General features: G+C 72.9%; 9 protein-coding genes and 1 pseudogene. 6 read left to right on the top strand and 4 right to left on the bottom strand.

The genetic code is table 11. The features are described from left to right. Position 1 precedes the first annotated feature (1 nt). The 3 genes and pseudogenes from HHX35_RS32270 to HHX35_RS32260 all read left to right on the top strand — a co-directional run bounded on the left by HHX35_RS32270 (position 2) and on the right by HHX35_RS32260 (position 3,772). On the top strand, positions 2-1,636 hold the full coding sequence (locus tag HHX35_RS32270; RefSeq protein WP_182902442.1) for a glycoside hydrolase family 13 protein: 1,635 nt from the start codon (positions 2-4) through the stop codon (positions 1,634-1,636). Between the two features lie 10 nt (positions 1,637-1,646). Further along, positions 1,647-2,679 (top strand): annotated as a pseudogene (locus tag HHX35_RS32265) (LacI family DNA-binding transcriptional regulator). Positions 2,680-2,878: 199 nt separating this feature from the next. After that, entirely contained in the window at positions 2,879-3,772 is an 894-nt protein-coding gene (locus HHX35_RS32260) for a carbohydrate kinase family protein (RefSeq protein ID WP_182902441.1), read from the top strand. A 190-nt stretch (positions 3,773-3,962) separates the two neighbouring features. On the opposite strand, the gene eda is transcribed toward HHX35_RS32260, so the two are convergent. Genes eda through edd form a run of 3 tightly spaced genes read right to left on the bottom strand, consistent with a single transcriptional unit; the run spans position 3,963 to position 7,380 of the window. Next, positions 3,963-4,580, bottom strand: a complete 618-nt coding sequence (gene eda, locus HHX35_RS32255) for a bifunctional 4-hydroxy-2-oxoglutarate aldolase/2-dehydro-3-deoxy-phosphogluconate aldolase (RefSeq protein WP_182902440.1) — start codon at positions 4,578-4,580, stop codon at positions 3,963-3,965. Further along, positions 4,577-5,536 carry a glucokinase gene (locus HHX35_RS32250; RefSeq protein WP_182902439.1) on the bottom strand — a complete coding sequence of 320 codons (960 nt, stop codon included), beginning with the start codon at positions 5,534-5,536 and terminating at the stop codon, positions 4,577-4,579. The genes eda and HHX35_RS32250 overlap by 4 nt, the downstream gene beginning before the upstream one ends. Beyond that, positions 5,533-7,380, bottom strand: a complete 1,848-nt coding sequence (gene edd, locus HHX35_RS32245) for a phosphogluconate dehydratase (protein ID WP_182902438.1) — start codon at positions 7,378-7,380, stop codon at positions 5,533-5,535. Before edd ends, HHX35_RS32250 begins: the two co-directional genes overlap by 4 nt. A gap of 239 nt (positions 7,381-7,619) precedes the next feature. Here edd and HHX35_RS32240 point away from each other — a divergent pair, with 239 nt between their 5' ends. Beyond that, the gene (locus HHX35_RS32240) at positions 7,620-8,771 is read left to right on the top strand and encodes an ROK family transcriptional regulator (RefSeq protein ID WP_139572841.1); all 1,152 of its coding nucleotides are present in this window, start codon (positions 7,620-7,622) and stop codon (positions 8,769-8,771) included. 72 nt (positions 8,772-8,843) lie between these two features. On the opposite strand, the gene HHX35_RS32235 is transcribed toward HHX35_RS32240, so the two are convergent. After that, complete coding sequence (locus HHX35_RS32235; protein WP_182902437.1) at positions 8,844-10,673, bottom strand: serine/threonine-protein kinase; 1,830 nt, start codon at positions 10,671-10,673, stop codon at positions 8,844-8,846. Positions 10,674-10,863: 190 nt separating this feature from the next. On the opposite strand from HHX35_RS32235, the gene HHX35_RS32230 reads away from it, so the two are divergent. Both HHX35_RS32230 and HHX35_RS32225 read left to right on the top strand, forming a co-directional pair. Next, the gene (locus HHX35_RS32230; RefSeq protein ID WP_139572837.1) at positions 10,864-11,628 is read left to right on the top strand and encodes an ion transporter; all 765 of its coding nucleotides are present in this window, start codon (positions 10,864-10,866) and stop codon (positions 11,626-11,628) included. Positions 11,629-11,672: 44 nt separating this feature from the next. Then, entirely contained in the window at positions 11,673-12,269 is a 597-nt protein-coding gene (locus HHX35_RS32225; RefSeq protein ID WP_182902435.1) for an HD domain-containing protein, read from the top strand. The last annotated feature ends 7 nt before the right edge of the window (positions 12,270-12,276 follow it).

Genomic DNA, 12,276 nt, shown 5'->3' with positions numbered 1-12,276 from the left:
AATGACCGAACTCGCCGTCCAGCCGTCCGCGGTCGCGACCCGGTGGTGGCGCGACGCGGTGATCTACCAGGTGTACGTCCGCAGCTTCGCGGACGGCAACGGCGACGGGATCGGCGACCTGCTCGGCGTGCGCAGCCGCCTGCGGTACCTCGCCGACCTCGGCGTGGACGCGATCTGGCTGACGCCGTTCTACCCCTCGCCGATGGCCGACTTCGGATACGACGTGGCCGACTACCGCGACGTCGATCCGCTCTTCGGCTCGCTGGCCGACGCCCAGGCGCTGATCGCGGACGCCCACCGGCTGGGCCTGCGGATCATCGTGGACGTGGTGCCCAACCACACCTCCGACCGCCACCCCTGGTTCGAGGCGGCGCTGCGGGCCGGGCCGGGCAGCCCCGAGCGGGAGCGCTACATCTTCCGCGAGGGCAAGGGCGCGGCGGGCGAGCTGCCGCCCAACGACTGGGAGTCGATCTTCGGCGGGCCCGCCTGGACCCGGGTCGAGGACGGCCAGTGGTACCTGCACCTGTTCGCCCCCGAGCAGCCGGACCTCAACTGGGAGCACCCGGAGGTGCACGAGGAGTTCGCCGACGTGCTGCGGTTCTGGCTCGACCTCGGCGTGGACGGCTTCCGGATCGACGTCGCGCACGGCATGGTCAAGGCGCCGGGCCTGCCCGACGTGGGCGCCCGGGGCCAGGCCGAGATGATCGGCGCGCAGGTCGTGCCGTTCTTCGACCAGGACGGCGTGCACGAGATCCACCGGGCCTGGCGCCGCATCCTCGACTCCTACGAGGGCGAGCGGATCGGAGTGGCCGAGGCGTGGGCGCCCTCGCCCGAGCGGCTGGCCAACTACGTCCGCCCCGACGAGCTGCACCAGGCGTTCAACTTCCACTTCCTCAAGACGCCCTGGGACGCGGCGCGCTTCCGCGAGGTCATCGACGAGTCGGTGCGCACGTCGGCGCTGGTGGACGCGCCCCCGACCTGGGTGCTGTCCAACCACGACGTCAAGCGGCACGTCACCCGCTACGGCGGCGGCGAGCGCGGCCTGCGCAGGGCGCGGGCGGCGGCGCTGCTCATGCTGGCGCTGCCCGGCTCGGCCTACGTCTACCAGGGCGAGGAGCTGGGGCTGCCCGAGGTGCTCGACCTGCCCGAGCAGTACCTGCAGGACCCGCAGCGGCTGCGCGACCCCGACAGCGGGCGCGACGGTTGCCGGGTGCCGCTTCCGTGGACCGCCGCGGGCGAGCCGCCGTACGGCTTCACCCCGCCGGGGATCTACGAGAGCTGGCTGCCGATGCCGGCCGGCTGGCGCGACCTGTCGGTGGAGGCGCAGCTGCGGGACGGCGCGTCGATGCTCAGCCTCTACCGGGCCGCCCTCGCCCTCAGGCGGGAGCACCCCGAGCTGGGCGACGGCACCCTGACCTGGATCGACAGCCCGGCCGGAACGCTGGCGTTCCGGCGCGGCGACTCGTTCGTCTGCGTGCTCAACATGACGCCGGAGTGGGTGGAGATCGGGCCCGAGCACGGCGCGGTCCAGGGGTACGGCGACCTGCTGCTGGCCAGCGGAGGACCAGAGACCGCCGGTGACGTCGTCCGGCTCGCTCCCGACTCCGCCACCTGGTGGACCGCGAGAGATGTCTAAAGTAATGCTCATGAACAACACACGGCTCGCCGACATCGCCGCCCAGGCCGGAGTCAGCGAGGCGACGGTGAGCCGTGTGCTCAACGGCAAGGCGGGGGTCTCCCCGGCCACCCGCCAGGCCGTGCTCACCGCCCTCGACCTGATGGGCTACGAGCGGCCCCAGCGGCTGCGCCAGCGCAGCAACGGCCTGATCGGCCTGGTGATCCCGGAGCTCGGCAACCCGATCTTCCCGGCGTTCGCTCAGGCGATGGAGAAGTCGCTGATCCAGCACGGCTACACGCCGATCCTGTGCACGCAGGAGCCCGGCGGAGCCCCCGAGGACGAGTTCACCGAGATGCTCCTCGACCGGGGCGTGTCCGGCATCGTCTTCGTCTCAGGCCTGCACGCCGACACCACCGCGCGGATGGACCGCTACACCCGGCTCACCGACCGGGGGCTGCCGATCGTGCTCGTCGACGGCTACAACGAGGCCATCCCCGTGCCGTTCATCTCGCCCGACGACCGGCTCGCCGCGCGCCTGGCCGTGCAGCATCTGGTGGACCTCGGGCACGAGCGCATCGGCCTCGCGCTGGGGCAGCGGCGCTTCGTCCCGGTCATCCGCAAGATCGAGGGCTTCCGCCAGGCGATGGCGCAGCTGCTCGGCCCGGCCGACGTCGACGACCTCATCCAGCACTCGCTGTTCTCCGTCGAGGGCGGGCAGGCCGCCGCCTCGGCGCTGCTCGGCGCTGCTCGACCGCGGCTGCACCGGGATCTTCTGCGCGAGCGACCTCATGGCGCTCGGCGCGATCCGCGCCGCCCGCGAGCGGGGGCTGTCGGTGCCCGGGGACGTGTCGGTCGTCGGGTTCGACGACTCGCCGCTGATGGCGTTCACCGACCCGCCGCTGACGACCGTGCGCAAGCCGATCGGCGCGATGGCGGCCGCCGCCGTCGAGACCCTGCTCGAGGAGATCGGCGGCACTCCCGCCAAGCACGTCGAGCTGGTCTACCAGCCTGAGCTCGTGGTGCGCGGCTCCACCAGCTCGGGCCCGCTGGTCAACCGCTGAGCCTTGCCACTGCCGTCTGACCCCGGGCGCTGCCGCCACCGGTCCCGGCCGCGCGCCGCGGCGTGAAGCGCCGGCGAGGGTCCGCTGTACCCGCAGCGGTCCCGGCATGCCCGCCCCGGCCTGATCGCCCTTCCCCCGTTCCGGCGACCGTGCGAGATCACCGCGCCGGACACTCATGACGTCCTCAGGAGCGTTGCGAATGACCGATCACCCCTTCGACGTCCTGGTCGTCGGCGGCGCCGGCGTCGACACGACCGTCTACGTGCCCGAACTGCCCCTGCCGTACGCCGACACCTATGCCGTGCCGCCCGTCGTGGACCGGATCGGCAACACCGGCGCGGGAGTAGCGCTCGGCTGCCACGCCCTCGGCCTGCGCGTGAAGTTCGTCGACCTCATCGGCGACGACCCACAGGGCGCGCTGATCCGCGACCACCTCGCCGCCCGGGGCGTGGACTTCGCCCACGCCCCGTCCGAGGCGGGCACCCGCCGCAGCGTCCTGCTCGTGGGCCCGGACGGCAGGCGCCTCTCGCTCTTCGACCCCCGGGTCGTCCCCGGCCAGCGGATGCCCCGCGACCTCTACCTGCCGGCCCTCCGGTCGGCCCGGCACGTCCACGTCTCGATCGTGGACTTCGCCCGGCACGTGTACGCCGACATCCCCGACGGCACGACGGTCTCGACCGACCTGCACGACTGGGACGGCGAGAACCCGCACCACGAGGACTTCGCCTACTCCTCCGACGTGGTCTTCCTGTCCGCGACCAAGCTCGGCGGGCGGCGCGAGGAGGTCATGCGGGCGATCGCGGAGCGGGGCCGCGCGTCGGTGGTCGTGTGCACGGACGGGGCCGAGGGCTGCCACGTGCTGGCCGAAGGGAAGGTCCGCGGCTTCCCGGCCGAGCCGCTGCCGGGCCCGGTGGCCGACAGCAACGGCGCCGGCGACGCGTTCGTGTCGGGCTTCCTGTACGGCCGCCTGGCCGGCCGTCCCCTGGAGGAGTGCGTACGGCTGGGCGCGGTGGCCGGGGCGCACGCGTGCACCTCGGAGGGCACGCACGAGGACCCGATCGGCCTGGACGCCCTGCTGGGCCCGGTGTCGTGAGACTGGGTGCGGTGTCGTGAGACGACGCCGGGCCCGCCACCGCAGGTGAGCGGTCGCGGGCCCGGCACCCATGGACGTGCCCGGGTCGCGGGCACGAGCATGGCCACCGGCTCCGCCGAGGGAGGAAGGACGGGCCGGCGAGCTGGGAAAATCCAGGGCAGCGCTCAGGGGCGCCGCGCGAGGGGAGCGCTCAGGGGCGCAGCGCGGCGGCCTCGGAGGCGAGCTTCTCGATCCTGGCGAAGTCGCCCGCCGTCACGAGGCTGCGCGGCGTGAGCCAGCTTCCGCCGACGCAGCCGACGTTCGGCAGGGCGAGGTAGGCCGGCGCGTTCGACGGGGTGATCCCGCCCGTGGGGCAGAACCGCACGTCGGGCAGCGGGCCGCCCAGCGACTTCAGGTACGTGACACCGCCGGCCGGCTCGGCCGGGAAGAACTTGAGCTCGCGCACGCCGCGCTCGGCCAGCGTCATCGCCTCGGTGGCCGTGGCGACGCCCGGCAGGAACGGCACGCCCGAGGCGAGCATGGCCGCGAGCAGGCCGGGCGTGGTGCCGGGGGAGACGAGGAAGCGGGCGCCGGCCCCGGCCGCGGCCTCCACGTCCTCGGGCGAGCGCACGGTGCCCGCGCCGATCACGGCCTCCGGCACCTCGGCGGCGATCCGCCGGATCGCGTCGAGGGCGACCGGAGTGCGCAGCGTGACCTCGATGACCGGCAGCCCGCCCGCCACCAGGGCCCGGGCGAGGGGGACGGCGCTCTCGGCGTCGTCGAGGACGACCACCGGGACGACCGGCGCGAGGTCGAGAAGGTTGCTCATACCAGCTCCACATCGGGGTTTTTTTGGGCGAGCCAGGCGGCCGCACCCGTCAGCGCCGGCTGCTCGGCGATGATCAGAACGGTGGCGATCGCGGCGGCGTACTCGGTCAGCGCCGGCGCGGTCGTCTCGAACCGGGCCCGGAACGCGCTGCCGGGGATCCGCGAGACCAGGCGCGGCAGCACGCCGCCGCCCAGGTAGACCCCGCCCCGCGCGCCGAGGGTGAGCGCCACGCCGCCGGCGAAGCCGCCGAGCAGGGCGAGGAAGACCTCCACGGTCTCGGCGCACAGCGGCTCGTCCGAGGAGGTGATCTGCGCCGCCGTACGGGCCTCGGGCGCGACGCCGCGCACGAGCGCGAGCCCGCGGTGCAGGCGCGGCAGCCCGGTGCCCGACAGCAGGTGCTCGGCGTCCACGTACGGCAGGCCGTCCGCGCGCAGCGCCCGGACTATCTCCATCTCCAGGTCCGTGACGGCGGGAACCGCCACGTGCCCGCCCTCGCCGGGCACCGGCTGCCAGCCCTCCCGCACGGGCACGAGACCGGCCACCCCGAGCCCGGTGCCGGGTCCGAGCACGGCCTTCGTCAGGCCGGCGGTCGGCGGCGGGCCGCCGAGCGGCAGGAGGTCGTCCCCCGCCAGGTGCGGCAGCGAGATCGCCAGCGCCTCGAAGTCGTTGAGCAGCACCGTACGCGGGATGCCGAGCTCTTCCACGGACCCCGACCATCCCGCGTTCGTCAGCCGGTACCGGTCGTTGTCGACCGGACCGGCGATCGCCAGGCACGCGGCCCCCGGCCGAACTCCGCCCGCATGGTCTGCGAGATAGGCGGCTACGGCATCGGCAAGGCCGAGATGCTGGGAAACGTCGAGTACGGCTACCGCCTCCGGCTGCCCTCCGGGCCGCGTCACCAAACCGAACCTGGCGTTGGTCCCGCCGATGTCCGCGACCAGCCAGGGAAGGCTCACGCGGCACCTCCGAAGACGCTCGCGCCGCGCTCGGCCGGGCCGACCGTGCGGCGGAAGGAGGCGAACAGCTCGCGGCCGGTGCCGGCCCACTGCTCGTCGGTCAGCGGGGCGCCCTCCGGCGTACGCCCGGTGAGGTCGGCGAGCACGGTGAGGGTCCCGGCGGCCGAGTCGAGGCGGATCACGTCGCCGTCGCGCACCAGCGCGATCGGCCCGCCGTCGGCGGCCTCGGGAGACAGGTGGATCGCCGCGGGGACCTTCCCCGAGGCGCCGGACATGCGGCCGTCGGTGACGATGGCCACCTTCTGGCCGCGGTCGAGCAGGACGGCCAGCGGCGGCGTGAGCTTGTGCAGCTCCGGCATGCCGTTGGCCCGGGGGCCCTGGTAGCGGACGACCGCGACGAAGTCCTGCCCGTCGAGCTCGCCCCGCTCGAACGCGGCGAGCAGATCGAGCTGGTCGTCGAACACCTTGGCGGGGGCCTCGATCACCAGGTGCGCGGGCTTGACGGCGGAGACCTTGCTCACCGCCCGGCCCAGGTTGCCGGACAGCATGTGGATGCCGCCGTCGGGGGAGAACGGCTCGGCGACCGGCCGCAGGACCTCGGTGTCGGCGCTGGGCTCTGTCCGCTCCTCCCACACCAGCGCGCCCTCCTTGAGCGCCCCGCCTTCCTTGAGCACGGGGGCGGAGCGGTAGAGACCGAGGCCGCGCCCGGCGACCGTGAGCACGTCCTCGTGGAGCAGCCCGGCGTCCAGCAGGTCGCCGATGAACACCGGCATGCCGCCCGCGGCCTGGAAGTGGTTCACGTCCGCCTGGCCGTTGGGGTACATCCGGGTGATCAGCGGCACGACCTTGGACAGGGCCGCCATGTCGTCCCAGGTCAGCTCGATGCCGGCGGCCGCCGCCATGGCGACCAGGTGCATCGTGTGGTTGGTGGAGCCGCCGGAGGCGAGCAGCGCGACGACCGCGTTGACGATCGCCTTCTCGTCCACGATCTCGGCGACGGGCGTGTACTCCTCGCCGTGCGGGGTGATCTCGACCGCCCGCCGCGCCGCCGCCCCGGTCAGCGCGTGCCGCAGCTCGGTGTGCGGGTTGACGAACGTCGCCCCCGGCAGGTGGAGGCCCATGACCTCCATGAGGAGCTGGTTGGAGTTGGCGGTGCCGTAGAACGTGCAGGTGCCGGGGGAGTGGTAGGACGCCGCCTCGGCGTCGAGCATCTCCAGGCGGCCGATCTTGCCTTCGGCGAAGGACTGCCGCGCCCTGGCCTTGACCTTGTTGGGCAGGCCCGAGGTCATCGGCCCGGCGGGGACGAATATGGCCGGTAGGTGCCCGAAGTGTAAGGCGCCGACGAGCAGCCCCGGGACGATCTTGTCGCAGACCCCGAGCAGCAGGGCCGCGTCGAACATGTCGTGCGACAGCGCGATCGCGGTCGCCATCGCGATCACGTCGCGGCTGTAGAGCGACAGCTCCATGCCCGCCCTGCCCTGGGTGATGCCGTCGCACATCGCGGGCACGCCGCCCGCCACCTGCGCCACGCCGCCCGCCTCCCGGACCGCCCGCTTCAGCTCCGGCGGGTAGGTCTCGTACGGCTGGTGCGCCGACAGCATGTCGTTGTACGACGTCACGATGGCCACGCCGGGCTTCGCCGTACCGCGCAGGTCGAGCTTGTCCTCGGCGGGCGCGGCGGCGAAGCCGTGGGCCAGGTTGGCGCAGCCGAGCCGCCCCCGGGCCGGCCCCCGCTCACGCAGCTCGGCCCCGGCGCGGCGCACCCGCTCCAGGTAGGCCCCGCGGCTTTCGCGGCTCCGCGCGACCACGCGATCGGTGACCTCGGTGATAACGGGGTTCGTCACGGAAGGTCCTCCTCCTGCCGGGGCCGCCGCGAGGCGGGTCCAACTCGCCCCGGGGCTGTCGTCCCGGGACGTGTGCCCGGCGGCGCGTCCGGCCCCGATCCGTTGATCGGGCACCAGGTGTCGATCGGGCACGGATGGGACAGTATCGGGAAGTTATGCGACTTTTCAAGCCCACTTTTGTAACTCAGAATGAATAAGTCATTGAACTTAGGTGAGTTCCTGTGCTTCACTTACGCTCGATGTCACGTCTAGCCACCACCGGCGAGGTCCTCCAGCTCATCCGGAGCGGGGAGGCGGTGACGCGCGCCGACATCGGCCGTGTGACGGGCCTGTCCCGCCCCGCCGTGGCGCACCGCGTCGCCGATTTGCTCCAGCGCGGGCTGATCCTGGAGGACGCCGAGGGGCCGTCCACCGGAGGCCGCCCGCCCATGCGGCTGCGCTTCGCCGCCTCCGGGGGAGTCGTCCCGGTGGCCTCGCTCGGCGCCCGCCGCACCCAGATCGCGCTGTGCGACCTCGCGGGCGAGGTGCTGCACCGCACCGACCTGGACATCGACGTCGAGGAGGGGCCGGGCGTCGTCCTGCCCCTGCTCATGGACACCTGGGAGAAGCTGCTCGACGGGCGGGACGACGTCGTCGGCATCGGGCTGGGCGTGCCGGCGACCGTGGAGTTCGCCGCCGGACGGGTCGAAAGCGCCCGCGTGATGGCGAGCTGGACCGGCGTGGTGATCCCGCCGATCATCGCCGAGCGGTTCCGCGTGCCGGTGCTCGTGGACAACGACGTGAACGTCATCGCGATGGGCGAGCACCGGGTCGTCTACGCCTCGGAACTCGACGACCTGCTGTTCGTGAAGGTCTCCACCCGGATCGGCGCGGGAGTGATCTCCGGCGGCGGCATCCTGCGCGGCGCGCTCGGCGCGGCCGGGGAGATCGGGCACATCCCCGTGCGGGACGGCGGGGGCGTGCTGTGCCGCTGCGGCAACCTCGACTGCGTCGACTCGGTCGCCAGCGGCACCGCGATCCTGCGCGACCTGCGGGCCAAGGGCCGCGACGTGATGTCGCTCGCCGACGTGACCGCCCTGGTCCGGGCCGGCGACGCGGAGACCATGGCCGTGGTGCGGCAGGCCGGTCGCTGGCTCGGCGAGGTCATCTCCGGCGCGGTCAACCTGCTCAACCCCGCCGTCGTGGTCCTCGGCGGCGACGTCGCCGAGATGTTCCAGCCGCTGGTGTCGGGCGTGCGCGAGGTCGTCTACCGGCGCTCCACCCAGCTCGCCACCCGCAGCCTGCGCATCGAGCGCAGCCACCTCGGCCCCGGCGCGGGCATCACCGGCTGCGCGCTCATGGTCCTCGACCACGTCCTGTCGGCCCAGGCCGTCGACGCCGCCGCCCGCTGATTCCCTTCCCGGGCGAGGGACCCTCCCGGATGCCCGGCTCAGGGAGCGCAGTTCAGGAAGAGGGAGCGCGGTTCAGGAAGCCGGGGCGACGATCGGCCGGGCCGGGCCCCACGCACGGTAGGTCGTCGTGAAGGACGACGAGAGCAGTCCCAACTGCGGCACGGACGCCTTCCAGGTGAACACGAACCTGACCGGCAGGTCCTCCTGGTCGAGTGTCAGCGTGTATGAGATGCGGGACCTGTCCAGGCCCCGCGCCGGGCTCAGCCAGCTTGCGAGGAAACCGCGCAGCACGTAACCGACGTCCGCGACCAGGACACCGCCCGAGTACGTCCTGCCGTCCTTCCCGGAGCGGTAGACCCTCGGGGTGGCGCCGACGAGGGTCAGGATCGTGGGGATCGAGCCGACGAGGATGAAGAGCGCGGCGCCCGCCGCCGCGCCGTCGCGCCCACGGGCGGCCGGCCCCTGCGGGTCGAGATCCAGCGGCAGCCTCTCGCCGTTCGGAAGGCGGACGTCGTCGGCGATGACGACGACGCGTTTCCGCTCGCTTTCCGGATAGGTGACGCGCATGTCGTAGGAGTCGCCGTCGTACTGGCCTCCGGGATCATGGGTGAACCGGCCGTCGGCCCGCAGGAAGGTGTCGCTCTGGGTGAACGCCCCCTCGCAGGCGAACCTCGCGGAGGGGGCGGCCGTGACGGCGGCGTCGATCGCCGCGCCCAGCTCCGCGGGAGTCCCGGGAGCCGCGACCGGGGACGGCACGGCCGCACGGGCCGGGCTCGCCGACGGCGAAGCGGTCCCGGTGGCCGTGGAGTCCGGCGAGGCGGGGACGCTCGCGGTGGGTCCGCCCGCGGCGAGGGAGGAGGAGCCGGACGCGGCCATCGGCACGGGCGATTCCCCCGGCACCGACGGCGTGGCTCCGCCGGTGCCTGCGGGCAGGCGGGAGACCGCGATCCAGGTCCCCGCGAGGGCCGCGACCACCGCTCCCGTGCCGGCCAGCAGAGCCCGGCGGGGAAGCCGGTGCTCCCCGCCGCCCGTCGTCTCCGGCGCGATCTGCCCGATCGCCGCCTGCCGGCCCATCTGGAGCGCTGCGACGTCCCCGCCTGAGGACGGCACGTCGTCCAGGAGGCTCAGGAGGACCTCGCGGGCGGTCGGTCGTCGCGTCGGGTCCTTGTCCAGGCAGCGTGCCACCAGGTCGCGCAGCCCGCCCGCCAGGTCACCGAGGACGGGTTCGCCCTGCACAATCCGGTAAGCGATGGCCGCGGGCGTGTCCCGGCCGAACGGCGGCGCCCCCGTGGCCGCGTACGTGATGGTGGAGCCCCAGGCGAACACGTCCGCCGGAGGGCCGATCCGGTCACCGCGGAAGTGCTCGGGCGCCATATAGGGCGGCGTGCCGGCGGTGGGACCGGTGGTGGCCGAGGCGTCCACCAGCCGGGCGATGCCGAAGTCGATGACGCGTGGCCCGTCGGGGCCGACCAGCACGTTGCTCGGCTTGAAGTCGCGGTGCACCACCCCCGCTCGATGGACGGCCGCCAAGGCGGTGATGGTGCCGATGGCCAGCCGGTGCAGCACCGCGCCCCTGAGCGGCCCGCCGCTCTCGATCACCTGCTGGAGCGACGGACCGTCGACGACCTCGCTCACTATGTAGGGCGGGTCGGCGTCAAGCCTGGCGTCGAGGATGCGCACCGTGCAGAACTCGGCCACCTGGCGTGCCGCGGCCAGTTCCCTGGCGAAGGACGAGGGAACGCCGATGGACGGCCGCGCCCGCACGACCTTCACCGCCACCTTCTCCCCGGCCGGGGTCTCGCCGAGATACACGACGCCCTGGCCGCCTTCCCCCAGGCGGCCCACGAGGCGGTAGTCACCCAGCCGTTCAGGGTCTCCGGCACGTAACGGACTTTCGGCCATGTAGCCCCTCATCCATCGCGATCACCGCTCCGCGGGCCAGCGTAGCGAAAGCACCGGCCCCGTCCAGGTGTCGTGCCAGGCGCCCGACGGGTCGGCTGCGGCCGGGGATCCGGCCCAACCGGAGCGCGGAATTGTCCGACGGGGGCACTAGGCTCTGTGGCGATCTTTCATGGCCCCCCAGGAGTCCTTCGTGCGTGAACGTGTCCGCCGCCTGATCGAGTCGCGGCGGTTCCAGCAGGCGATCACCGTGGTGATCCTCTTCAACGCGGCCACGCTGGGCGTCGAGACCTCCGCCGAGGCGGTCGCCCGGTACGGCACGGAACTGCACGTCGCCGACCATGTCGCCCTGTACGTCTTCGTGGCGGAGATTCTGGCCAAGATCTACGTCTACGGGTGGCGGTTCCTCCGCGACGCCTGGAACGTCTTCGACCTGCTGATCATCGGCTTCTCGTTCCTCCCCACGGCGGGCGGCCTGTCGGTGCTGCGGGCTCTGCGCGTCCTGCGGGCGTTGCGGCTGATCTCGGTGGTGCCGTCGCTGCGGCGGGTGGTCTCCGCGCTGCTCACCGCCATCCCGGGGATGACCTCGATCGTCGTCCTGCTCGGCCTCGTCCTGTACGTCGGCGCCGTCATGGGCACCAAGCTGTACGGCGCCGCCGCGCCCGAGTACTTCGGCGACCTGCCCACGTCGCTGTACACGTTGTTCCAGGTCATGACGGGGGACGGCTGGTCGGAGATCAACCGGCAGCTGATGGAGAGCCATCCCTCGTCATGGATCTACTTTGTGGTGTTCGTGCTGGTCTGCACCTTCGTCGTGCTGAACCTCTTCATCGCGGTCGTGGTGAGCGCGATGGAGGAGGAGGCCAGGGACGACCGCTCGACGCTCGCCGAGCTGTCGGCCCTGCGCGAGGAGATCAGGAGCCTGCGCGAGAGCCTGGGCGAGCGGGTGCCCTCCTGAGCCGCGTCTCATGGCCCATGATCGTCGCTTGCTAGACTCCGCGCATGCGGCTTCCGACGGACGCTGAGATCCGCGCACTGCACGCGAAACACGCGCCCACGGAGGAAGCGTTCGACCTCGTCCACACGCACTGCGAGATCGTCTGCGCGATCGCCCTGCGCCTGGCCGACCGCGCCGGGCTCGACGTCGACGCCGAGTTGGTGCGGGCCGGAAGCCTCCTGCACGACATCGGCGTCTACCTGCTCTACGACGAGGACGGACGGCTCGACCACGCCGGTTACGTGCGCCACGGGATCCTCGGCCACGAACTGCTCCGCGGGGAGGGACTACCCGAGAGCCTGTGCCGGTTCTGCTCTCACCACACGGGTGTGGGGATCAGCCGGGAGGACGTGCTGCGACAGGGCCTGCCGCTGCCTCCCGCCGACTATCACGCGGAGTCGGCCGAGGAAGAGCTCGTGATGTTCGCGGACAAGTTCCACAGCAAGACCGACCCGCCGAGATTCGTCACCGCCGACGCCTACGCGGCCCACGTCCGCCGCTACGGCGAGGACAAGGCCGAGACGTTCGCGTCGATGTGCGCGGCCTTCGGCGTCCCCGACCTGCGGCCGCTCGCCGCCGCGTACGGGCACGTGATCGTGTAACCGGCGA

This window comes from Microbispora sp. H10830 (assembly GCF_014161375.1).
GTDB lineage: Bacteria > Actinomycetota > Actinomycetes > Streptosporangiales > Streptosporangiaceae > Microbispora > Microbispora catharanthi.
The sequence above is the reverse complement of the archived record's forward strand: the minus strand, read 5'-3'. Positions and strand labels throughout refer to the sequence as shown.

Excerpts from the sequence above, each read along its gene's own strand:
- HHX35_RS32270 (WP_182902442.1), top strand. The coding sequence starts at position 2 with ATGACCGAACTCGCCGTCCAGCCGTCCGCGGTCGCGACCCGGTGGTGG.
- eda (WP_182902440.1), bottom strand. The coding sequence starts at position 4,580 with ATGAGCAACCTTCTCGACCTCGCGCCGGTCGTCCCGGTGGTCGTCCTC.
- HHX35_RS32235 (WP_182902437.1), bottom strand. The coding sequence starts at position 10,673 with ATGGCCGAAAGTCCGTTACGTGCCGGAGACCCTGAACGGCTGGGTGAC.
- HHX35_RS32240 (WP_139572841.1), top strand. The coding sequence starts at position 7,620 with ATGTCACGTCTAGCCACCACCGGCGAGGTCCTCCAGCTCATCCGGAGC.
- HHX35_RS32260 (WP_182902441.1), top strand. The coding sequence starts at position 2,879 with ATGACCGATCACCCCTTCGACGTCCTGGTCGTCGGCGGCGCCGGCGTC.
- HHX35_RS32225 (WP_182902435.1), top strand. The coding sequence starts at position 11,673 with ATGCGGCTTCCGACGGACGCTGAGATCCGCGCACTGCACGCGAAACAC.